This is a genomic window from Streptomyces sp. NBC_01431 (assembly GCF_036231355.1).
Taxonomy (GTDB): domain Bacteria; phylum Actinomycetota; class Actinomycetes; order Streptomycetales; family Streptomycetaceae; genus Streptomyces.
In genome coordinates this window covers 2023935-2047593 of sequence record NZ_CP109496.1, presented here as the reverse complement: position 1 = coordinate 2047593, position 23659 = coordinate 2023935, and the positions used below count along the sequence as shown (strand labels likewise).

The window sequence follows — 23659 nt, the reverse complement described above, 5'->3', positions numbered from 1 at the left end:
CCCGCAGGAACTAGGGTGGGGGCTCCTTCTGTACGTCGCACCCGGGGAGAGAACCGCATGGCATCCGCCATTCCCACCGCCATGGAACGGCCGCACTTCATCGGCATCGGCGGTGCCGGCATGTCGGGCATCGCGAAGATCCTGGCCCAGCGCGGAGCCAAGGTCGCGGGCAGCGACGCGAAGGAATCCGCCACCGCCCAGGCGCTGCGGGCGCTCGGCGCCACCGTGCACATCGGGCACGCCGCCGGCCACCTCGCCGACGACGCCACCTGCGTGGTCGTCTCCAGCGCGATCCGCGCCGACAACCCGGAGCTCGCCCGCGCCGCCGAGCTCTCCGTGCCCGTCGTGCACCGCTCCGACGCGCTCGCCTCGCTGATGGGGGGCCTGCGCGCCATCGCCGTGGCGGGCACCCACGGCAAGACGACCACCACCTCCATGCTGGCCGTCGCCCTGACCGAGCTGGGCCTGGACCCCTCGTACGCGATCGGCGGCGACCTCGAAGGACCCGGCACCAACGCCCGGCACGGCGAGGGCGACATCTTCGTGGCCGAAGCCGACGAGAGCGACCGCAGCTTCCAGAAGTACGACCCCGAGGTCGCCATCGTCCTCAACGTCGAACTCGACCACCACGCCAACTACGCCTCGATGGACGAGATCTACGACTCCTTCGAGACGTTCGTGGGCAAGGTCGTCCCCGGCGGCACCCTGGTGATCGCCGCCGACCAGCCCGGCGCGGTCGAGCTGACCCGGCGCGTCCGCGACCTGTCGTCGCTGAAGGTCGTGACGTACGGCGAGTCGCAGACGGCGGACGTACGCGTCCACAAGGTGACGCCCCGCGGGCTCACCTCCGAGGTCACGGTCGTCCTCAACGGCAAGTACCTGACCTTCACCGTCTCCGTTCCCGGCCGCCACTACGCCCACAACGCCGTCGCCGCCCTCGCGGCCGGTGTGGCGCTCGGCATCCCGGCGCACAACCTGGCCTCCGCGCTCGGCAAGTACACCGGAGTCAAGCGCCGCCTCCAGCTCAAGGGCGAGGCGAAGGGCGTCCAGGTCATCGACTCCTACGCGCACCACCCCACCGAGATGACGGCCGACCTCGAAGCGATGCGGGGCGCGGCCAGCGACTCCCGCCTCCTCGTGGTCTTCCAGCCCCACCTCTTCTCCCGCACCCAGGAACTGGGCAAGGAGATGGGGCAGGCCCTGGCGCTCGCCGACTCCTCCGTCGTCCTGGACATCTACCCGGCCCGCGAGGACCCCCTGCCCGGGGTCACCAGCGCGCTGATCATCGACGCCGCGAAGACGGCCGGGGCCCAGGTCACCGCCGTCCACGACAAGGACACCGTCCCGGACGTCATCGCGGGAATGGCAGCCCCGGGCGATCTCGTTCTGACCATGGGCGCGGGCGACGTGACGGACCTCGGCCCGGCCATCCTGGCCCGCCTGTCGAACTGATCCGACCGAGGAGCACCCCATGGCGTACGACGTCGAAAAGCCGGACGAGCAGTGGCGCGCGGAACTGAGCCCCGCCGAGTACCAGGTGCTGCGCCAGGCCGGTACCGAGCCCGCCTTCGTCGGTGAGTACACCGACACCAAGACGCAGGGGGTGTACTCGTGCCGCGCCTGCGGGGCCGAACTCTTCACCTCCACCGAGAAGTTCGAGTCGCACTGCGGCTGGCCGAGCTTCTACGACCCGAAGGACACCGAAGCGGTCGAACTGATCGAGGACCGCTCCCACGGCATGCTCCGCACCGAGGTCCGCTGCGCCCGGTGCGGCTCGCACCTCGGCCACGTCTTCGAGGGTGAGGGGTATCCGACGCCCACGGACCAGCGGTACTGCATCAACAGTATTTCGCTGAAGCTGACGCCGCCGGCGTGAGGCCTATGCCGGTGGAATGAGCCTCCTGCCGGACGCCTGGCGTCCGGCAGAGGCGATTTACGGCCTGATTCGGTCCGACAATCGGCCAGGATCGGCGCGGCGGACGGCGACCGGTCGTTCGGTGGGCCGACCGCGAGGCGCTGCCGCCCGAAAAGTGCCGGGCCGGATGCCGCCCCGTGTGGACCGATGTGGCTCGTGTCGCGTCCGGCCTGATCGTTTCGAACGAGAGAGCGGGTGTGCGGGGGCCGATTCGGCGCGGAAGTCCTTTTCCGACAAGGCCTGCAAGAGGTGTGGGGGATCCCCCGACGGGGGCGTGGGGTCTCTTATGCGAAGGTCCAGGATGGCTGAATTCAATGCTTGATCCTCGCGGAGCCGCCCGGCGGGGCTGCGCGGGATGGTCAAATGACCTTGGGGGACGCCGGGACTGGGGGAATCAGACTTGTGCGCAAGATCGTGTTCAGACTGCTCGGCACGTTGGACGTACAGGTGGACGGCGAGCGGGTCGCGCTCGGCAGTGCCCGGCAGCGGATCGTCCTGACGACGCTGCTGCTCGCGCCGAACAGGGTGGTCTCCGTGGACAGCCTGATCGAGGCGGTCTGGCAGGGCAGAGAGCCCACCACGGCACGCAACCAGATCGCCATCTGCGTCGGGGCGCTCCGCAAGATCTTCAAGGAGGCCGCAGGGGTTGACGACCTGATCGTCACCTCCCACCCGGGATACATCCTGTCCACCGGTGAACACCGTGTGGACGTCAGGGAGTTCGAGGAGTGGGCCAGTCGCGCCCGGGACGCCGCCCGGCGTGGGCAGGCGGCCGAGGCCGGCACCCTGGTGGAGGAGGCGCTCAGCCTGTGGCGCGGCCGTGCCCTTGAGGGGATCGACAGCGAGGTCGCCGAATCGGCCGCGGCCCGCCTTGAGGAACTCCGGCTCGACTTGCGCGAGGAGCGGGCCGGGCTCCAGCTCCAGCTCGGCCGGCACCGGGCGCTGATCGGCGAACTGTCCGCGTTGGTACGGGAGAACCCGCTCCGCGAGCAGGCGCGTGCCTTCCTCATGCTGGCCGAGTACCGCTCCGGGCGCCGCGCCAAGGCCCTGGAGATCTTCCGGGAGGGGCGCGACATCCTGGTCGACCAGCTCGGCATCGAGCCCGGCCCCGCGCTCCAGTCGCTGCACGACCTCGTGCTCCAGGACTCGCCGGACCTGGCGCAGCCCGCGGTCGACGCCGCGCCGGCGCTGATCACCACGGTGCCCTCCCAACTCCCCGCGAACATAGCGGCGTTCACCGGGCGGATGGACGAACTCGCCGGTCTCGACCGGATGCTGGACGACAACTACGGCTCGCGCCCCCTGGCCGTCGGTGTCGTCGCCGGAGTCGCCGGAGTCGGCAAGACCGCCCTCGCGGTGCACTGGGCCAACCAGGTCGCCGCCCGCTTTCCCGACGGCCGGCTCTTCATAGACCTGCGCGGATACGACGAGAAGGACGACCCCGTCTCGCCCGGCGCCGCCCTCGACCGGCTGCTGCGCTCGCTGGGTGTGCCCGGCCCGCAGATCCCGTCCGACCCCACGGACCGGGCCGCCCTCTACCGCAGCGTGCTCGACAACAAGCGGATGCTGATCCTGCTCGACAACGCCCGCTCCTTCGAGCAGGTGCGCTCCCTGCTGCCCGGCGCCGGCCGCTGCTGTGTACTGATCACCAGCAGGGACGCCATCGACGACCTGACCGGCGACTACGACGTGCTGCGCCTCGCCCTGCCCACCCTCGCCCAGGGCGAGGCCACCGAGCTGCTCGCGCAGGTGGCCGGACCCGACCGGTTCAACGCCGATCCGGTGGCCGCGGCCCGGCTCAGCGAGCTCTGCGACCGGCTGCCGCTCGCCCTGCGCATCGCGGGGGCCCGCCTCGCCGCCCGCCCGCACTGGTCGCTGCGCTCCCTGGTCGGCCGTCTGGAGGATCAGCGGCGCAGGCTCGACGAACTCAGCCCGGGGCAGGGCGGAGTGCGCGCGGGGCTCTGGCTCAGCTACCGCGACCTGGATCCGGCCGCCGCCCGCATGTACCGAAGACTCGGCCTGCTCAACGCCCCCGACTTCGCGGCCTGGGTCGGGGCCTCCGTGGTGGACACCGATCTGTGGGAGGCCGAGGACCTGATCGAGCAGCTCGTGGACGCCCAGCTCCTCGAAGTGGTCTCGGGGCCGCCGGGGGCGCCGGCCCGCTACCGCTTCCAGGACCTGCTGCGGTTGTACGCCTGGGAGCTCGCGCTCGCCGAGGACAGCGAGGAGGAGCGGACCGCGGCCCTGGACAGGGCGTTCGGCGACTGGCTCTCGATCGCCGAGGAGGCCCACCGCAGGGTCGAGGGCCACGGCGGACTCGGTCGCCGGGCCGACCGGCCCGCGCTGCCGGAGTCACTGGTCGAGGAACTCCTCGCCGACCCCATGCAGTGGTTCGAGGCGGAGCGCTCGGCCATGGTCGGGGTCATCGGGCAGGCTGCGCAGTCGCCGAAACCCGCCGTCAGCTGGCTGCTCACCGCCGCGGCCACCGCCCTGTTCGAGACCCGGCACTGCCTGGAGGACTGGCAGTCCTGCGCCGAGCAGTCGCTGGCCGCGGCGCGGCGCGGCGGTGATCGGGCGGGCGAGGCGATGATGCTGCGTTCCCTCGGTTCGCTCGCCATCAACCAGCGGCGCTACGAGGGCGCGCAGGAACGCCTGGTACCCGCACTGCGGCTGTGCGAGGAGACCGGTGACGAGTCGGGCGCCGCCCGGGTGCGCCGACTGCTGGGGATCTGCGCCCACTTCGAGGGCGACATGGACAGCGCCGCCGAGCACTGCGAGGCGGCGATGGAGGTGCTGCTGCGGATCGGGGAGGTCCGCAGCGCGGTGCACTCGATGGGCCTGCTCGCCCAGATCGAGACGCAGCGCGGCAACCTCGCCCGCGCCGTCGAACTGACCGAGCAGGCGGTGGCCAGGAGCCGCGAGGGCGGTTTCTGGCGGGCCGAGGCGCAGAGCCTGTATTGGCTCGCCGGGACGCTGCTGCGCGACGGCAGGACCGACGAGGCGTGCCGGGCGAGCCGGCAGGTGATCGCGCTGACCCGGGCGGGCGGGGACCGGGTCGGGGAGATGTACGCACTGCGCCTGATGGGCGAAACCATGTGGCGCCAGGGGGAGTTGACCGAGGCTCAGGAGGCTTTGCAGCCGGCCCTCGGCATCGCGGACGAGCTGTCCGACGACCTGCTGCGCGGGCGGATCGAGATCGATCTCGGCTGCATGGACGCGATGGCGGGCCGGGCCGGGGCGGTGGACCGTTTCGAGCGGGCCCGCGAGGCGTTCACGACGGTTGCCGCCAAGAACTGGCTGGAGCGTGCCGACCGGCTGATCGCGCTGGTCGAGTCGGCCGCACCGGGCGTCCCGGTGCCGACCGGGCAACTGACCGGGCTGCTCGACGGCTGAGCAACTGCCCGGTGCTGCCGGGGGGCGAACGCGGGGTCAGTTCCAGGGGTTCTCGCCGGGGGTGACCGAGGTGGTCGGCGCCGGTGAGGCGGCGGGGGCGGTGACTGTGGTGGGCGTGGTGGTCGACTCGTCCGCCTGGGCGATTCCGGCGGCGCCGGCGGTGAGGAGACCCGCCGCGAAGATGCCGGCCACGATGACGCCCGTCGTGCTGCGGATGAAGCTCATCTGAATGCTCCTCGTTTCGTTCGCCGCCGCCTTGGCTGCGATCCGAGAAGGACGCTAGGGAGCTGTTCTGTTGGCGCCTTATCATTTCGATTTCGTCGCCGGATGAACAGCTCTCCGGGTGATGAAATCGATTCAAAATCGGTGGGACACAGCGGTTGGACAAGGTGGGGCACACAGTCGCCACCACGCCCATCGTTGAACGGGGAACCATGGACTTCCACCTGCTAGGCCCGGTCGAGGCCAGACGCGAGGACCTGCGGATCGCTCTGTCGGGTACGAAGATGCACACGCTTCTCGCGGCCCTGCTGCTGGCCCGGGGCCGTGTGGTGCCCGACTCCCGGCTGAGCCGGCTCCTGTGGGGCGCCAACCCGCCCGCGACGATGAGCGCGCAGATCTACACCTACGTGTCGCGGCTGCGCAAGCTCCTGGAGCCCGAGGCCACCCTGGAGCGCCGCTCGCCCGGCTATGCGATCAAGACCGGCGACAGTCTGGTGGACGTCGTGGAATACGAGCGCTTCGACCGGCTCGGCCGCCAAGCGCTCCAGGAACACCGATATGAGGACGCGGGAAGTCTGCTGCGCAATGCGCTGGAACTCTGGCAGGGCCCCATGTTGGTGAATGTCACGGAATTTCTCGCGGAGGAAGAAATTCCGCAATGGGAGGAGGGCCGGGCGGCCACGCTGGAAAATCGGATGGAAGCCGATCTCGCGCTCGGCCGGCACCACCAGATCGTCGCCGAACTGACCCGATTGGTGGCGGACTTCCCGCTGCGCGAGCGGATGCGCGCCCAGTTGATGACGGCCCTGTACCGCTGCGGCCGTCAGGCCGACGCCCTGCACGCCTTCCATGAGGGCCGCGCGGTGCTCGCCGAGGAACTGGGAGTCGACCCCGGCACCGACCTGACGGATACTCATCAAGCGGTGCTGCGTGGAATCCTGGACCTCGAACCCGAGTCCGTGGAGCGGCAGCCGCTGTCCGTGGCCGCCGTCCGCACCTTGGAACCCGAGCCGGCCGTGTCGCACACCCGCCCCGCGCCGGCTTCCGTCCGTGCGCCCGCCATGCTGCCGCCCGACACCGCCGGATTCACCGGTCGCGGCCGTGAACTCGCGGCCCTGCGCCGCCTGCTCGCCCCCGGCGGACAGCCGACGACGCGCCGCTGCCTGATCACCGGAATGGCCGGCGTCGGCAAGACCGCGCTGGCCGTGCACGCCGCGCACCAGAGCCGCGAGCACTTCCCCGACGGTCAGCTGTACGCCGACCTGACCGGTCCGGACGGCGCCCCCAAGGACCCCCGCGACGTTCTGGTCCACCTGCTGCACGCGCTCGGCGAGCAGCCGCCCGGCCCGGCCCCGCACGACCTCGACGAACTCGTACGGGTCTATCGCACCAGCACCGCGGGGCGCCGGATCCTGGTGCTGCTCGACAACGCGGTGGACGGCCGCCGGCTCGCCCCGCTCCTGCCGGCCGGTCCGACCGCGGCCGCACTGGTCACCGGCCACGCCCATCTCGCCGTCACCGCGGGGCCCTTCACCCTCCCGCTCGAACCCATGAGTCCCGAGGAGTCCCTCGGGCTGCTCAGCGCGACGGCGGGCAAGGCCCGCACCGCCGCCGAGCCCGGGGCCGCCCGGTTGATCGCCGACCACTGCGCGGGACTGCCGCTCGCGCTGCGCATCGCGGGGGCCCGGCTGGCCGCCCGGCCCCACTGGTCGGTCGCCCGGCTCGCCCGCCGGCTCGCCGAACCCGACGCCCGGCTCGGTGAACTCTCCTTCGGAGAGCTGGAGTTGACCGCATCGCTGGCGAGCTGGCTGGAGCGCACCGACGAGGAGAGCCGCGAGCTGCTCGCCCGCCTCTCGGTGCTCGGCGAGCGGCCGTTCTCCGCCGCGTCGGCCGCGACCGTGCTCGGGCTGCCCGACCGGCGGGCCGAGGACCTCGTGGAGCGGCTGGCCGAGGGCGCGCTCCTGGAGACCGTTCGCCCCCTCGGCGAGGCCGGCGGCCCCGACACCGCCACCTTCCACTTCCGCTTCCACCGGCTCGTCCTGCTGTACGTACAGTCCCTGCCCGTGCACCGACCCGTACGGGTCGCCCTGGCCCAGGCGGGCTGAGCAGGCCCACCGAACCCCGGCCCGGACGGGCCGGGGTTCAGCCATGTCCGGCCCCAACCCGTAGGGGTCGGGGGAGGGTTGGTGCCCGGGTCCTTCCCGATGGCCCGGCGGTCCCCGCACGCGACGATCGGCGCATGACCTTTCACCGGTACGGCACGGCAGCCCCCGCCCTCCTCGCCGCGTACGGCATCGTCCGGCTGTCCGGCGACGCCGAGGGCCCCGGCGCTGCATGGACGACGGGGCATCTGCTGCTGCTCGGCTCGCTCGCCCTGTTCGTACCCGTCGTACGGGGACTGCGCCGGCGGCACTTACACCCGGCCGCCACCGCGGCGGCCGCGGTCGCCCTGACGGGGCTTGCCGCCGGGATCGTGCAGGCGGTCATCGACCTCGTGGTCGGGTTCCGGGCGGCCGACCGGGGCGGGATGGACGCGCTGTTCCTCGCCGTCAAGGCGCATCCCGCCGTCACCCCCGCCGTGTACACCGTCGGGCCGCTGTTGTTCTACGTGGGTCTGCTGGCCCTGCTCATGACAGCGGCCATCCGCCGACCCGTCAAAACGGCCGGCGGATTGCTCGCTCCGCTCCTCGTGCTCCTGGGCGCCGTGGCGATGGCGCTGAGCCTGGACCTTCTCGTGGTCAGCGCCGGATGCTACTGGCTCGCGTTGATGTCGAGCCCCGGCAAATCTCCAGAATCGTCATGGCGATGGCTCCTCCCGGCCGCCCGAACAGGTCGGCGTACCGCTTGATGATCACGTTCTCGCGGCTGAACTCGGTGCGGCGCCCGCCCGTGGACATCCGGGCCCGCTGGACGCCCTCGGACAGCTCGCGGCGCCGCTCCAGGAGCGTGAGGATCTCGGCGTCCAGTGCGTCGATGGAGCTCCTGAGGTTCGCGATCGCGGCCTCGGCGACGGCCGGGCCGGTGCCTGACAGGGTCTGCTGGGTCATGGCGCTCTCCTTGTGCGGCTGGGCGGTTGACGTGCGGGACGGCGAGCCCGCGAGGGCGCTGGGCAGGCCGCGGGAGCCGGGTCCTCAGCCGTTGACGGCGTCCGGAACCGGGGCACCGGACAGGGCGAGCAGGACGGAGGCGGCGACCGACGTGCCCGCCTTCTCCTGGGCCTCGGCGGTGCCCGCGCCCAGGTGCGGGGTCGCCACCACGTTCTCCAGGGCGAACAGCGGCGACTTCGTGCAGGGCTCGGTGGCGAAGACGTCGAGACCCGCCCCCGCGACCTGGCCCTCCCGCAACGCGGCGTACAGCGCGTCCTCGTCGACGATGCCGCCGCGCGCGGCGTTCACGATCCGCACTCCCGGCTTCATCCCGGCGAACGCGCCCGCACCGATCAGGCCGAGCGTCTCGGGGGTCTTCGGAAGGTGCACGGTGATGAAGTCGGAGTGGGCGAGCAGTTCGTCCAGGGGTACGAGGCGGGCTCCGGCACGCTCGGCGGACTCGGCGTCCGCGTAGGGGTCGTAGGCGATGACCCGCATGTCGAACGCGGCCATCCGGTGGGCGACGAGCGAGCCGATCCGGCCGAGTCCGACGATGCCGAGCACCTTGCCGGACAGCTCGACGCCGGTGTAGCGCGCCCGCTGCCAGCGGCCGGCCCGCAACGCGGCGTCCGCCGGGGCCACGTTCCTGGCCACCGCCAGCAGCAGCGCGATGGCGTGTTCGGCGGCGCTGACGATGTTGGACGTGGGCGCGTTCACGACCAGGACCCCGGTGGCGGTGGCCTCGGCCACCGCCACGTTGTCGAGGCCGATGCCCGCCCGCGCGATGACCTTCAGGTGCGGTGCCGCGGCGATGGCCTCGGCGTCCATGGCCGTCGCCGAGCGGATCAGCACCGCGTTCGCGTCGGCGAGCGCGGCGAGCAGCTCACCGCGGTCACTGCCGTCGCAGCGGCGCACCTCCACTTCCGTACCGAGGGCGTCGACAGTGGCGGGGGACAGCTCCTCGGCCAGCAGAACCACCGGTCTGTTCACGGGAGTTGCCGGTACTGACCCGGCAAGGGGGACGAGCGTGGCGAAGCTCATGATCGGCCTTCTCTCTGGTGTGGCGCTACGGAGGTGGCTCTGCGGAGGCGGCTGTGCGGGTGTGGCTCCGCGGCTGTGCGGATGCGGTTCACTGGCGGGATCCGGCGAGGTCGAGCGCGCGGGTGCGCAGCGCGAGCCTGGCCGGCACGAGACTGGAGACGAGCGCGAGGGCGAGCCCGGCGGCCGCGGCCGCGCCGATCGCGGGCCAGGGCAGGCCGAGCGTGAGCGGTGAACCGGCGTCCAGGATGCGGCGGTTGATGAGCATCAGGGTGGCGGCCTGGGTGCCCGTGGTGACGAGCAGTGCGAGCACGGTGGCGGTCGCCGCGGTGAGCACCGCCTCCAGGCCCACCATGGAGAGGACCTGGCGATCGTTGCCGCCGGTCAGACGCAGGGTGGCGAAGTCGCGCAGCCGGTCGCCGGTGGACATCATCATCGTGTTGACGATCGCGATCAGTGCGTACAGCAGCGCGGGACCCAGGATCGCGATCATCGCGATCCAGTCGGACCGGGCCCGCGGGTCGTTGTCGCCGCTGCCCCACTGGGCGGCCGCGGTGACCTTGGTGCCCGTGGCCACGGGCGCCGAGCCCTGCCGGGTGGAGACATAGGCGGCGGTGGGCTGCGGGTCACCGGCGAGGTGGCCGGCCACCACGGAGTACGGGATGAGGACTTCGGAGAGACTCAGTGGCGTCTTGACCAGCGCGACCAGCTTCAGCGTGGCCGGGGTGCCGTCGGCGAGCGACGCCGTGAGGCGGTCGCCCACCTGCCAGCCGTTGGACTGGGCGAGCGCCGCGGACACGGCCACGGTGGCCCCGCTGAGGCGGTCGAGGGAGCCGGAGGGGGTGGGCAGCTTCCACGTGGTGGCCGCGTCGCCGTCGATCGCGGTCGCCGAGATGGTGCCCGCGGTGGCCGTGGACGACGTGGAGTCGCCGCCGTCGAGGCCGGTGAGGAGCGTGCTGCGGACCGTGGTGGTGCGGGAGCCGGGCAGCGCGCGCAGCTGCCGCACCGCCGCCGCCGGAAGGGTCGCACCGCTCGTGGGTTCCACGACGTACTGGGCGCTGAGCGCCGCACGGGACTGCAGGCTCCGGGCGTCGCCGAAGGTCAGTGTGGAGCCGACCACCGTGCCGGTGAGACCGATGACGAGGAACATGGGGGTCGCGGTGGAGACGGTGCGGCGTACCGCCTTGAGGGCGTTCTGCCGGGCCAGCAGGCCCACCGCGCCGGATGCGAGCGGCACCGGCAGGGTGAGCAGCCGTACCAGCGGCGGTACGAGCAGCGGAGCGAACAGGGCGATCGCCATGATCGCCATGACGTCGATCAAGAGCGACCACACCGGCATGTTCTGCGGATCGCGCAGCTGCGGATCGTGCTGCATCGCGGCCGGCATGGTCGTGAACAGGAGCAGGACGGTGGCGAAGACCGCGAGGTAGCCGACGGCCCACAGCCAGCGGCCGAGCGTCATCACCCGGCCGTCCACCGCCGCGTCGCCGAGCGCCTCCACGGGCCGCACCCGCCCGGCCCGGCGGGCCGCCGCGTAGGCGCCGAGCACCGCTACGGCGATCTCGACGCAGGCGGCGATGAGCAGGGGAACGGCCCCCGCGTCCACGGTGAAGCCCTCGGGGGCGGCGCCCCTCGACACCAGCCAGCGTGCGAACAGGGGCGCCACCGCGAGGCCGAGCAGCGCCCCGCAGACCGAGGCGACCAGCGAGACGACGACCGCCTCACCGAGCACGAGTAACCGGATCTGGCGGGGCGTTGCACCCACCGCCCGCAGCAGCGCGGTCTCGCGGCGGCGTCCGGCGACCGCGAACGCGAACGTGGACGCCACGACGAAGACGGACACGAAGCCCGACATCCCCGCCATGAAGGTGAGCAGCTTCTTCAGGGAGGGGGCCGACGGGTCGTTGTTCTCCAGCCCCGCCGAGGTGCTGACCAGCAGCCCCGACGCGGCGATCAGAGCCACGCCCAGGGTGAGCGCGACGAACGAGCCGATGAAACCGAGCCACCGTTTGCGCAGGGTGGCGACCGCCACCGGAAGCAGCAGGCTGAACTTGCCCATCACCGGCCCCCGTCCGTGGCCACCGGCTCCGCGCCGGCTTCCAGCTGCGCCATGTGCTCGGCGACCCGCTGGGCCGTAGGCCGGTGCATCTCGTCGGTGAGCCGGCCGTCGACCAGGAAGACCACCCGGTCCGCGTAGGAGGCGGCGACCGGGTCGTGCGTCACCATGATCGTCGTCTGGCCCTGCTCGTCCACCAGCGTGCGCAGCAGTTCCAGGACCGTACGGCTTGAACTGCTGTCCAGGGCGCCGGTCGGCTCGTCGGCGAACAGCACCTTCGGCCGGGTGATCAGCGCGCGGGCGATCGCCACCCGCTGCTGCTGGCCGCCGGACATCTGCGAGGGCAGATGTCCGCCGCGCTCGCCCAGACCCACCTGGGCGAGCGCGGCCCGCACCTCGGCCGCCTGGGGGCGGCGCCCCGCGAGCCGCAGCGGCAGCCCCACGTTCTGCTCGGCGCTCAACGCGCCCAGCAGGTTGAACGCCTGGAAGATGAAGCCGATCCGGTCCCGGCGCAACTCGGTGAGCGCCTTCTCGCCGAGCGGGCCCAGATCGACCCCGTCCACGACCACCCGTCCCGCGTCGGGCCGGTCGAGGCCGGCCGCGCACTGCAACAGGGTGCTCTTCCCGGAACCCGAGGGCCCCATGATCGCGGTGAAGGTCGTGCGGTCGAAACCGACGGTGATGCCGTCTAGGGCGCGCACCGCCGCCGACGATCCGGACGCGTAGCACCTGCTGACTTGTTCGAGCCTGACTGCCTGGTCGTTTTCCATGCTTCAACGCCTATCAAGTGATGTCGTACTGGCCGGACGAACTCGCGGATGGATCAGGACAGTTCAGTACCCGCCCCACTGGGCCAGAAGGTCTTCCTGGGGCTGCGGGGACTGGTCGCGCAGTTGTCCGACCGGGGTGTCGCCACCCTCCGCGAGGGCTTCAAGGACCCGCACCATCGTGTCGAGCAGCCCCCGCGCCTCTTCCCGCCGGTAGAGATCGGGGAGGTATCCGAGGTGGAGGCCGAGGGTGGTGGTGTCGAGTCCCGGAACCGCCTGCATGCGCAGCGGGTAGTGGGTGGCGTCCTCGCTGTCCCCGCCGGTCAGCTGGAGCCCGTCGAGTCCCTCGGCCCGTCCCAGCAGTGAACTCGCCTCCAGTGGCGTGTTCTTGACGACCGTGGTCGTGTCGAACAGGGGGCCGCTGCCCGCGAGCCGCTGGACGTCACCGAGCCCCAGGTGGTGATGGAGCAGCAGCGCTGTCTGCTCCTCCTGGAGCCGGGCGAGCAGGGTGCCGAGCGATTCGTCGGCGGAGATGCGGACGCGCACCGGCAGGGTGTTGATGAAGTTGCCGACCATCCGCTCGATGCCGGGGACCTCGGCGGGGCGCCCGGAGACGGTCGAGCCGAACACCACGTCGGTGCGGCCGGTGAGTCCGGCGAGCACCACCCCCCAGGCGCCCTGGACCGCGGTGTTGAGGGTGAGCCCGGCGCCGCGCAGCCTCTCCTGGAGCCGCGCCGTGAGCTGTGCGGGGAGTTCGGTGCGGACCGACTCCTGCGCCCGCTGCTTCGCCTGCTCGAAGCCCGGGGCGACCAGCGTGGGCGAGACTCCCGCCAGGGCCCCGGCCCAGGCCGCTTCCGCGCCGGTGGGTTCCTGGCCGGCGAGCCAGGCGAAGTAGCCGCGCAGCGGCGGAGGTTCGGGCAGCGACGTGGCCGCGTCCCGCTGGGCGTACAGCGTGAACAGCTCCTCGATCAGCACCGGCACCGACCACCCGTCCCATAGAATGTGATGGGCCGTCAGAATCAGGCGGTGACGCTCGCCGGGCAGCTCGATCAGGAGCATCCGCAGCAGCGGCGGACTCGCCAGCTCGAAGGTGAACCGCCGCTCCTCGAAGGCGAGTCGGCGGACCTCGTCGTCCTCGTCCGCCTTCTTGTACTGCCACGGCAGCGGCACCTTGCCGTGCACGACCTGGACGGCTCGTCCGGTGTCCTCGTGACGGAACCCGGCCCGCAGCGCGGGCTGGCGGGCCAGCAGCCGCTCGGCGGCGGTGCGCAGGGCGTCCGCGTCCAGCGGGCCCGCCAGCTCCAGGGTGAGCTGGGTGGTGTACGCGTCGGGCCCGTCGCCGTCGTCGTCGCTCAGCAGCGCGTGGAAGAGGAAGCCCTCCTGGAGCGGGGTGAGCGGCAGTACGTCGATGAGGTCGGGTTCTGAGCGCAGCAGCAGAGCCGTCTCCTCCTCAAGCCCCGGGAAGGGACCTTCGGCCCCCGGCGCCGTCGCCGACTCGCCCTCGGTGGGGACTGCTTCGGCCGCCGAGGCGAGCGCCGCGACCGTGCGGTGGGTGAACACCTGGCGCACCGAGAGGGCGAGCCCGGCCTCGCGGGCCCGGGACACCAGCTGGATGGCCATGATGCTGTCTCCGCCCAGGTCGAAGAACGAGTCGTCGGCCCCGGCCGAGCCGACCCCGAGCACCTCGGTGAACAGGGAGCACAACACGGCCTCGCGCCGGGTCGCCGGCGCGCGCCCGCCGTTGGAGCCCAGCTCGGGCGCGGGCAGCGCCTTGCGGTCGACCTTGCCGTTGGCGGTCAGCGGCAGCGCGGTCAGCGGCACGAACGCCGCCGGCACCATGTAGTCGGGCAGCGCCGCCCCGAGGAAGGTACGCAGCTTCGGGCCGGCGGTGTCCTCGCCGACGACGTACGCCACCAGACGCCTGGCGCCCGGCTGGTCCTCGCGGACCAGGACGACGGCCTGCTCGACGCCCGGGTGGGCGGTGAGTGCCGACTCGATCTCGCCGGGCTCGACGCGGAAGCCGCGGATCTTCACCTGGTGGTCCGCGCGCCCGAGGTAGTCGAGGTTGCCGTCGGGGCGCCACTGTGCGAGGTCGCCCGTGCGGTACATGCGCGAGCCGGCCTCTCCGAAGGGGTTGGCCACGAACCGGTCGGCCGTCAGGTCGGGCCGGCCCAGGTAGCCGCGGGCCAGGCCCGATCCGGCGATGTACAGCTCGCCGGGAGTGCCGACCGGTACCGGCTGGAGGTGTGGATCCAGCACGTAGAGACGGGTGTTGGCGATCGGGCGGCCGATCGGGGCGAGCACCTGACCCGCCAGCGGGCCGCTCATGCTCGCGCAGACCGTCGACTCGGTCGGGCCGTACGCGTTGACCATGCGCCGGCCCCGCGACCAGCGGTCCACCAGATCGGGCGCGGTGGCCTCGCCGGCCACCACGAGCGTGGCGCCGGGCGGCAGGGCGTCCTCGGGCAGGACGGGCAGTGCGGACGGCGGCAGTGTCGCGTGCGTGACGCCGTGCCCGGCGATGAGCGCGGCGAGCGCCGGTCCCGGTAGCAGCTGGTCGGCGTCGCCGAGCACCGCACGCGCGCCGGTGAGCAGCGCCATGCACAGCTCCCACACCGCCGCGTCGAAGCTCGGCGAGGCGAAGAGCAGCACCCGGCTCGCGGGAGTGACGGCCAGACCCGTCGTCTGCCCGGCCACCATGGAGGCGATGCCCGCATGGGTGACGACGACGCCCTTGGGGCGGCCCGTGGAGCCCGAGGTGTAGATGACGTAGGCCGCCTGGGCGGCGTCGCGCAGCGCGGTCAGGCCCTTGCCCGAGTAACTCCGGTAGTCGGTGCGGTCGATGAGCAGTCGCGGCGCCCCGGTGTCCACAAGGCCGTCCGCCGCCACCGCGCTGCTGGTGATGACCAGGGCGGGGTCGGCGTCCCGGAGCATGTAGGCGATCCGGTCGGCCGGGTAGCCGGGGTCGAGCGGCACGAAGGCCGCGCCCGTCTTCAGTACGGCCAGTTGCGCCACCACCAGGTCCACCGACCGGTGCAGGGCGATGGCCACGAACCGCTCGGGGGCGGCTCCGCGCCGGGCGAGCAGCCTGGCGAGCCGGTTGGCCCGGGTGTTGAGCTCGCGGTAACTGAGCTCGGTGGTCCCGTGCACCAGGGCGACGGCGTCCGGGGTGCGGGCCACCTGGGCCTCGAAGAGCCCCGGGATGGTGAAGTGCCGTCCGGCGGAGGGGACGTCGCTGTCGTTCCAGCCGGAGAGGAGCTGGGCGCGTTCGGCCGACGGAAGTACGTCGATCCGGCCCACCGGTGTGCCGGGCGCCTCGGCGATGGTGACGAGCACGCGCAGCAGGCGCTCGGCGACCGCGCCCGCCTGCGCCGCGTCCAGCAGATCGCTCTGGTGGTCGAGGCGGAAGCGCAGCCCGCCGTCGCCGTCCGGCTGCGCGACCAGACCCAGGGTGTAGTGCACCGCGTCGTGACCGCTCACCGAGGCCAGCGAGAGCCCCGTTCCGGCGGTGGCGGCGGCCAGCGCCGACACGTCGAGGGGATAGTTCTCGAAGACCATCGCCGTGTCGAACAGGGCACCCACGCCGCCGAGTTGCTGGATCTCGGCGAGCCCGAGGTACTGGTGGCCCAGGAGCGCGGACTGTTCCTGCTGCATGCGGTCCAGGAGTGCGGTGAGCGACTCGGCGGGGTCCAGGCGCAGCCGCACCGGCAGGGTGTTGATGAACAGACCCACCATCGACTCGACATCGGGCAGCTCGGGGGGCCGGCCCGAGACCGTCGCACCGAACACCACGTCGTCCCGGCCGGTGAGCCGGGCCAGAACCAGCGCCCAGGCGCCCTGCAACACCGTGTTCAGGGTGAGCCCGGCATCCCTGGCCCGCTCGGTGAGCGCGCCGGCCACCGGCGCGGGCAGCGCGAACTCGATCCGTTCGGGCACCTGTGGGGTGCGGTCGCGGTCCGACTGCCGTACCAGGGTGGGCTCTTCGAGACCGGCGAGCGCCTCGCGCCAGGCGGCCCGCGCGGCCTGCCGGTCGGCGGCGGCCAGATGGGTCAGGAAGTCCCGGTAGGGGCGCGGCCGGGGGAGCCCGGACGGGTCGGCGCCGGCCGCGTACAGGGTGAGGAGCTCGCGGATCAGGACCGGCATGGACCAGCCGTCGAGCAGCAGGTGGTGGTTGGTGAGGAGCAGTCGGTGACTGTCGTCGCCGAGCCGTACGAGGGTGAAGCGGAACAGCGGAGCCCGGTCGGGCTCGAAGCCCAGTGCCCGCTCGGCGGCGGCCAGCGCGTCGGCGCCCTCCTCCCGCTCGCTCTCGGGCAGATCGGTCAAGTCGACCTGGTACCAGGGCAGTTCGAGCTCTCCGGGCACCAGCTGGACGGGCCGGGCCAGGCCCTCGTGGTGGAACTCGGCGCCCAGGTGCGGATGCCGGTCCAGGAGGGTGCGGGTGGCCGACCGCAGCCGGTCGGGGTCGAGCGGGCCGGTCAGGTCGAGCCTGAGCTGCGCGGTGTAGACGTCGCCGTCGCCCGCCTGGAGGCTGTGGAAGAGCAGCCCTTCCTGGAGCGGTGCGAGCGGCAGCAGGTCGGCGGGCCGGGGCCTGCGCCGTTCCAGGAGTTCGATCTCGCGCTGGGAGAGCCCGGCCGGAGCGACGTCCGAGGGGGTGCGTCCTCCGGCCCCCGGAAGCGAGCCGTGGTGGGCCAGGGCCCGCAGCGCGTCGAACCAGGCGGCGGCCAGGGCGGCCACCTCGCGCTCGTCCAGGATGCCCGATGCCCAGGTCCAACTCGCCACCAGTTCAGGTCCGTTGGGGCCGTCCTGGGTGAGGGCGTCGAGGGTGAGGGGGTGCCCGAGCGGCCGGGCGTGGGTGCCACCGGGAATGCCGTCCGCGATCCGCGGTACGACAGCCCAGTCGCTTCGCGTGCCGGGCGCGGCGAACCGGCCCAGGTAGTTGAAGCCGATCTGCGCCTGTCCGAGCGGGGCGAGGTGCCGGGCGGTCGCGGGGTTGAGGTGACGGAGCAGGCCGTAGCCGATGCCCTTGTCGGGCACCGCGCGCAGCTGCTCCTTGACCGCCTTGAGCGCCGCCCCGAGGTCGTCGCCGCCGCCGGCGTCGAGGCGCACCGGATGCAGACTGGTGAACCAGCCGACCGTACGGGAGAGGTCGGTGCCCGGCAGCGCGGACTCCTCGCGGCCGTGGCCCTCCAGATCGACCAGGACCGGCTCGGTGCCGCCCCGCCAGGTGCGGTGTGCCAGCGCGAACGCGGCGAGCAGTACGTCGTTGACCTCCGCGTGGAAGGCGGCGGGCACGGTGGTGAGCAGGGTGCGGGTGACCTCGACGGGCAGCCTCAGCGTGAGGCGCCCGGCCGTGCCGAGTACGTCGACTGCCGGGTCCAGTGGCCGGCTGCCGAGTGGTTGGGCCGGGCTCGCCAACACCTCGGTCCAGTAAGGGAGTTCGGCCTCGCGTTCGGGCGAGGTGGCGGACTCGGCCAGCCGCCGGGACCAGGTCCGCAGCGAGCTGCCCACCGGCTGGAGCTGCGGGGTGCGGCCCTGCGACACGGCGGCCGAGGCCTGGGCCAGATCCGGGGCGAGCACCCGCCAGGACACCCCGTCGACCACCAGGTGGTGGATGACCAGGACGAGCAGCCCGGATTGCGCCGGACCCCGGTCGCACCACACGGCGCGCACCATGCCGCCGGTCGCGTCCGGCGCAAGCGACCCGAGCGCGGCCCGGCCTTCGGCGCCCGCGAGCGCGTCGAGCGCGCTCTCGTCGAGACCGGCCGCGTCCACCCGGCGCACACACCCGGCGGCGGCGACCGAACCCGCGGGTCCCACGAAGAGGGTGTCGCCGGTGCGCCGGGCGCGCAGCGCGTCGTGGTGGTCGAGCAGTGCCTGAAGGACGGCACTGAGGTGAGGGAGCGTCAGGCCGGCCGGTACGCGCAGGACCATCGACTGGTTGTAGCCGTCCAGCAGACCGCCGTGCTCGTCCGCCCAGCGCATCACCGGGGTGAACGGGAGGGCCCCGAGCCCCGCGTCCGGCTCCTCCGCCGGCCGCTCGTCCAAGGCCGTCGCCGTCTCGGCGAGCGCGGCCGGGGTCCTGAGCCGGAACACCTCGCGCGAGCTGAGGCCGAGCCCGGCCCGGCGGGCCTGCGACACCAGCTGGATCGACATGATGCTGTCGCCGCCGAGATCGAAGAAGGAGTCCTCCACACCGACCCGCCCCACCCCGAGCACCTGGGCGAACAGCGCACACAGCGCTTCCTCGCGTTCGGTTCGCGGCGCACGGCCGTTGGTCGAGCCGAGGTGGACGGGCGCGGGCAGCGCCTTGGTGTCGAGCTTGCCGTTCGCCGTCAGCGGCAGCGCGTCGAGCGTCACGAACGCGGAGGGCACCATATGGCTGGGCAGCGCCTCGCCGAGCGCGCCGCGCAGCTCACGGTCGCTGAGCCCGGCGCCGGCCGCCGGGACGACGTACGCCACCAGGCGCTTGTCTCCCGGACGGTCCTCGCGGACCACCACGGCGCCGCTCGCCACCTCGGCCAGCGCGAGCAGCACGCTCTCGATCTCGCCGAGTTCGATGCGGAAGCCACGGATCTTCACCTGGTGGTCGGCACGCCCCAGGTATTCGAGACCGCCGGTGGGCTGCCACCGGGCGAGGTCGCCGGTGCGGTACATGCGCGTGCCGGGATCGCCGAACGGGTCGGCGACGAACCGGTCCGCCGACAGGTCGGGGCGGCCGAGATAGCCGCGGGCGAGACCGGCGCCCGCCACGTACATCTCGCCGCGCTCGCCCACCGGGACCGGCCGCAGCGCCGAGTCCAGGACGTAGATCCGCAGATCGGGGATGGCCCGGCCGATGAGACTGCGGGTCTGGCCCGCCGTGTCATGGGTGCCGAGCACGAGATGACTCACGTGCACGGTGGTCTCGGTGATGCCGTACATGTTGACCAGCACAGCCTCCGGGTGGGCGCGCTGCCAGGGCGCGAGACGGCCGAGGTCGAGCGCCTCGCCGCCGAACACCACGCGCCGCAGGGCCAGTTCACCCACCGGCTTCTCCGCGTCGGCCTGCATGAGCTGGTAGAACGCGGACGGCGTCTGGTTGAGGACGGTGACCCGCTCGGCGGCGAGCAGCGCCAGGAACTCCTCGGGGGCGCGGCTCACGGCGTGCGGGACGACGACGAGCCGGCCGCCGTGCAGCAGTGGGCCCCACAGCTCCCACACGGAGAAGTCGAAGGCGTACGAGTGGAACAGCGTCCACACGTCGTCGGGTCCGAAGCCGAACCAGTGCCGGGTGGCGGTGAACAGGCGCACCACATTGCGGTGCGGGATCACCACGCCCTTGGGGCGGCCGGTGGAGCCCGAGGTGTAGATGACGTACGCCGGGTTGTCCGCGGACAGCGGCGTGGTGCGGTCGGCGTCGGCGAGCCGCGCGGGGTCGGCCGCGGCGAGTTCCCGGACGGTCGCGGGCGCGTCGAGGACGAGCAGCGGGACCTCGGTTGCGGGCAGGCCCGGCCGGGCCGCCTCGGTGGTGATCACCAGTGCGGGGGTGGCGTTCCGGAGCATGTAGGCGAGCCGGTCCACCGGGTAGTGGGGGTCCAACGGCACATACCCGGCACCGGACTTGACGACCGCGAGCAGCGCGGTCACCAGATCGGCGGAGCGCTCCAGGGCGACCGCGACATAGCCTTCGGGACCGGCGCCGTGGGACCTGAGCAACCGGGCGAGGCGGTTGGCCCGCTCGTCGAGCTGCGCGTACGTCAGCGAGATGGCGCCGTCGGTGACGGCCACCCGGTCGGGGTGCAGCATGGCCTGCTCCTCGAAGAGCGCGGCGAGCGTGCGCTCCTCGGCCGGGACCTCGGCGTCCGGCGCGTTCCGCTCCACGAGCAGCCGGTGACGTTCCTCGGCGCTCACCAACTCCAACTGGCCCAGCGGTAGTTCGGGCTGGTCCAGGGCGGCGTGCAGGAAGGTGAGGAGGCGGTCCTGGTGGACGGCGGCGGCCTCGATGTCGCAGGAGCCGGGCGCCGCGTCGAAGTCGATGCGCAGCCCCTGCCCCTGGCCGAGGTCGTAGATGCCGATGGCGAGGTCGTCCACCGGGCCGTTGCTCAGGTTGTGCTGGACGGTGAGATGTCCGCCGAAGGCCAGGCCGGGCGCGAACGCCATGATGTTGACCATCGGCCCCGCGATCCGGTGCTCCGAGTCCCCGCCGGACACCCCGCGGCACAGGTCCTCGTACCGCGGCAGCTGGCGCTTGAGGCTCGCCCGCACCTGGTCGCGCACCCCGCCCACAAGCTCGGGCAGGCGCATCATCGGCCGCACGCCGAGGCGCAGCGGCACGATGTTGGACGACATGCCGGGGGTGCGGCGCGTCAGCTCGGTGGTGCGGCCGGTGACCGGCAGCCCGAGCACCATCTCGTCCCTGCCGGACACCCGGTGTACGTAGGCGGCGACCAGCGAGATCATCAGCATCGTCCAGGGCGCCCGCGCGGACCGCGCCACCGTGCGCACCCGCTCGGCGGTCTCCGCGGACAGGCGCACGCTGCGGCGCACGAACGGGGTGTCGGCGAGTTCCGGGTCCTGACTGCGGCCCTCGGCGATCCGCGGCGGGTCCGCCAGCCCGGCCAGCTGCGACGCCCAGTACGCGCTGTCGTCGGCCGCCTCCTCGGAGACCCGGTACTCGGCGTCCTCGCGGAGTAGCTCGGGCAGGCTGCCGAAGGGGCTCGGACCCCACTCCTCGCCGGCCAGTGCCCGCTCGTACAGTTCGGCGAAGCGGGCGTCGAGCAGGGCCGCGCCCATGCCGTCCATCACGATGTGGTGGTAGCGCTGGTAGAAGCGGAAGCGGTCCTCGGCGACCTTGAACAGCGCCACCGTGTAGAGGGCGCCCGAAGACAGGTCCACGGGCGTCGCCAGGTCGTCGTCCATCCACCCCCGGGCGGTGCCCTCCGGGTCGGCCGCACCGCTCACGTCGAAGAAGTGCAGGGCGCGCGCGCCCGGCTCCGCGTCGAGGAGCTGCCACAGCCCGAACTCGTCGTGCTCGATCAGCGAAACCCTCAACACATCGGCCTCGCAGGCCAGTTGGTACCAGGCGGCGGCGAGCAGCGCGGCATCGACGGGGCCGTGGATCTCCTTGTACTCGGCCACGTTGTAGCGGCGGCCCGTCGGGTCGAGATCGTGCGCGAACCAGATGCCGCGCTGCGCGGCGGACAGGGGCAGCCGGGCCGGGCCCGGGGCGCGGTCAGACATGGGAGGGCCCCGCCATCGGCGCGCGCAGGCTCAGCGGACGCAGGTCCGTCCACCGTTCGTTGATGTACGCCACGCACTCGGCACGCCCCGCCCCGTGGAGCGCGACCGTCCAGCCCTCGGGAACCTCGGCGAACGCCGGCCAGAGGGAGTGCTGCTCCTCGCCGTTGACCAGGACGTGGAAGGTGCCGTCCTGGTCGTCGAAGGGATTGTTCGCCATGGGGAAGCTCCTTGAGGTGTGGTGGGCGTCAGCGGATGGCCGGCACGGGGGCGAGGCGGGCGGTGAGCGCGGCCATCAGCTCCCTGGTCGCGGTCTCCAGGTAGAAGTGGCCGCCGGGTATCTCCTGGAGGTCGTACGACGCGGTGGTGTACCGCTCCCAGCCCTCGGCGTCGGCGCGCGTGCAATTCGCGTCGTGCGCACCCACGATCGCGGTCACCGGGCAGGTCAGCGGGGCCCCGGGGCGGTAGCGGTAGGTGTCGATGAGGTGGAAGTCGCCGCGCAGCACGAACAGGGCCAGCTCGCGCAGCTCCTCGTGGGCGAGCAGCGAGGCCCCGGTGCCGCCGAGCCCGGCGACGTAGCGCAGGAGTCCCTCGTCGCCGCGGTACTCGGGGCCGAGCGGCTCGCAGGCGTGCGGCGCCTTGCGGGCCGAGGCGATGAGCCGGGTGAGCGCGGGCCGCAGGGCGCCGGGCAGCGCGCGGGCCACCTCGTAGGCGACGGTGGCGCCCATGCTGTGGCCGAAGAACGCCACCGGGCGGTCGAGCAGCGGGGCGATCTCGGCGGTGATGTCGCCCACCAGGGTGTCCATGTCGGGCGCCGGGTCGGACATGATGCGGTCCTGGCGGCCGGGGTACTGGACCGCGGTCACCTCGACGGACGGCGGCAGCAGTTCGGACCAGCCGCGGAACGCGCTCGCGGCGCCGCCCGCGTGCGGGAAGCAGATCAGCCTCAGCTCGGCCGAGGGGCGCGGCGCGAAGGTGCGGAACCAGGCGCTCATGCCGTCACCGTCCGGGCGGTGAAGGGCTCGGCGGGCGCGTACGGCTCGGCCATCGCGACGGCGATCCGGCGCGGACCGGTGAAGGGCTCCCTGCCGTGCGCGGTCAGCATGTTGTCGACGACGAGCACGTCGTCGGCGCGCCAGTCGAAGCGGGTGGACGCGGCCCGGTAGCAGGCGCGCAGGTGCTCGGTCACCTCCTCGGGGATGGCTCCGCCGTCGCCGTAGAAGGTGTTGCTGGGCAGGTCCTCCTCCCCGAACAGTTCGAGCAGGCCCTCGCGTACGTCGGCGGCGAGCGTGGTGTGGTGGAAGAACGCGATGTGGTTGAACCAGACCCGCTCACCGGTTGTGGGGTGCACGTGCACGGCCCGGCGGACCCCCCGGGTGCGCAGACCGCCGTCGGCGCTCCACTCGAACCCGAGCTGCTTGGCCCGGCAGTTGGCCTCGACCTCGGCCCGGTCCTCGGTGTTGAAGACCTGCCGCCAGTCGACGCCGAAGCCGTCGTGGAAGTTGCGCACGACCATCCAGCCGCGCCGCTCGAACTCCTCGCGGACCGCCGGGTCGATCAGCCGGTACACGGCGCGGGTGTCGGCGAGCGGGGTCGCGCCGAGGGTCTCCGGTTCGGCGACGCAGTGGAAGTAGAGGAGCTTGGGCCAGGACGCCTGGTAGGAGTTCTCGGTGTGCAGGAAGATCTCCTCGGCCGGCGGGTAGTCCGTCGAGGTGTAGACGTTGCCTTTGATGGTGGAGCGCGGCGAGGAGCGCTCGGAGTACTTCAGGGGCTCGCCGGACAGCGCCCGCACCACGGCGGCGAAACCGTCCACGCCGCCGATGTCGAAGCCGCGCAGCAGCACCGCGCCATGCGTGCCCAGCTTCTCGCGCAGCAGCGTGGACTCCTTGCCGATCAGCTCGGTGACGCCGGGGCTGCCGGGCTCGCGCTCCAGGACGAACGCAAGTGTCTCTGCGGTCATCGGTGT

13 protein-coding genes and 1 pseudogene are annotated in these 23659 nt (G+C 72.6%); 5 read left to right on the top strand and 9 right to left on the bottom strand.

Annotated elements, in window-relative coordinates:
- The first annotated feature begins 57 nt into the window (after positions 1-57).
- The 3 genes from murC (at position 58) to OG522_RS09465 (ending at position 5308) form a co-directional block, all read left to right on the top strand.
- A complete protein-coding gene (murC, locus tag OG522_RS09475; RefSeq protein WP_329462504.1) occupies positions 58-1452 on the top strand; it encodes a UDP-N-acetylmuramate--L-alanine ligase in 1395 nt (464 codons plus the stop codon).
- Positions 1453-1471: 19 nt separating this feature from the next.
- On the top strand, positions 1472-1876 hold the full coding sequence (gene msrB / locus OG522_RS09470) for a peptide-methionine (R)-S-oxide reductase MsrB (RefSeq protein ID WP_329462503.1): 405 nt from the start codon (positions 1472-1474) through the stop codon (positions 1874-1876).
- A 441-nt stretch (positions 1877-2317) separates the two neighbouring features.
- A complete protein-coding gene (locus OG522_RS09465; RefSeq protein WP_329462502.1) occupies positions 2318-5308 on the top strand; it encodes an AfsR/SARP family transcriptional regulator in 2991 nt (996 codons plus the stop codon).
- Between the two features lie 36 nt (positions 5309-5344).
- Here the strand turns inward: OG522_RS09465 and OG522_RS09460 are convergent, their stop codons facing one another.
- Entirely contained in the window at positions 5345-5533 is a 189-nt protein-coding gene (locus OG522_RS09460; protein ID WP_329462501.1) for a hypothetical protein, read from the bottom strand.
- Positions 5534-5742: 209 nt separating this feature from the next.
- Between OG522_RS09460 and OG522_RS09455 the strand changes: the two genes are divergently transcribed.
- Both OG522_RS09455 and OG522_RS09450 read left to right on the top strand, forming a co-directional pair.
- Positions 5743-7635 carry an AfsR/SARP family transcriptional regulator gene (locus OG522_RS09455; RefSeq protein ID WP_329462500.1) on the top strand — a complete coding sequence of 631 codons (1893 nt, stop codon included), beginning with the start codon at positions 5743-5745 and terminating at the stop codon, positions 7633-7635.
- 134 nt (positions 7636-7769) lie between these two features.
- Positions 7770-8378, top strand: a complete 609-nt coding sequence (locus OG522_RS09450) for a hypothetical protein (RefSeq protein WP_329462499.1) — start codon at positions 7770-7772, stop codon at positions 8376-8378.
- Here the strand turns inward: OG522_RS09450 and OG522_RS09445 are convergent.
- The 8 genes and pseudogenes from OG522_RS09445 to OG522_RS09410 all read right to left on the bottom strand — a co-directional run bounded on the left by OG522_RS09445 (position 8269) and on the right by OG522_RS09410 (position 23653).
- Complete coding sequence (locus tag OG522_RS09445) at positions 8269-8577, bottom strand: chorismate mutase (protein WP_329462498.1); 309 nt, start codon at positions 8575-8577, stop codon at positions 8269-8271. The genes OG522_RS09450 and OG522_RS09445 overlap by 110 nt on opposite strands.
- A 90-nt stretch (positions 8578-8667) precedes the next feature.
- Positions 8668-9657 (bottom strand): annotated as a pseudogene (locus OG522_RS09440) (hydroxyacid dehydrogenase); the annotation flags it as partial.
- An 88-nt stretch (positions 9658-9745) separates the two neighbouring features.
- Positions 9746-11713, bottom strand: a complete 1968-nt coding sequence (locus OG522_RS09435) for an ABC transporter permease (protein ID WP_329462497.1) — start codon at positions 11711-11713, stop codon at positions 9746-9748.
- Positions 11713-12480 carry an ABC transporter ATP-binding protein gene (locus OG522_RS09430; protein ID WP_329462496.1) on the bottom strand — a complete coding sequence of 256 codons (768 nt, stop codon included), beginning with the start codon at positions 12478-12480 and terminating at the stop codon, positions 11713-11715. Before OG522_RS09430 ends, OG522_RS09435 begins: the two co-directional genes overlap by 1 nt.
- Positions 12481-12543: 63 nt before the next feature.
- Positions 12544-21696: a non-ribosomal peptide synthetase gene (locus tag OG522_RS09425; RefSeq protein WP_329462495.1), complete on the bottom strand. Its 9153-nt coding sequence runs from the start codon at positions 21694-21696 to the stop codon at positions 12544-12546.
- Positions 21689-21913, bottom strand: a complete 225-nt coding sequence (locus OG522_RS09420) for an MbtH family protein (RefSeq protein ID WP_329462494.1) — start codon at positions 21911-21913, stop codon at positions 21689-21691. The genes OG522_RS09425 and OG522_RS09420 overlap by 8 nt, the downstream gene beginning before the upstream one ends.
- Before the next feature lie 28 nt (positions 21914-21941).
- On the bottom strand, positions 21942-22688 hold the full coding sequence (locus tag OG522_RS09415; protein ID WP_329462493.1) for a thioesterase II family protein: 747 nt from the start codon (positions 22686-22688) through the stop codon (positions 21942-21944).
- Positions 22685-23653: a TauD/TfdA family dioxygenase gene (locus OG522_RS09410; protein ID WP_329462492.1), complete on the bottom strand. Its 969-nt coding sequence runs from the start codon at positions 23651-23653 to the stop codon at positions 22685-22687. The genes OG522_RS09415 and OG522_RS09410 overlap by 4 nt, the downstream gene beginning before the upstream one ends.
- Between the last annotated feature and the right edge of the window lie 6 nt (positions 23654-23659).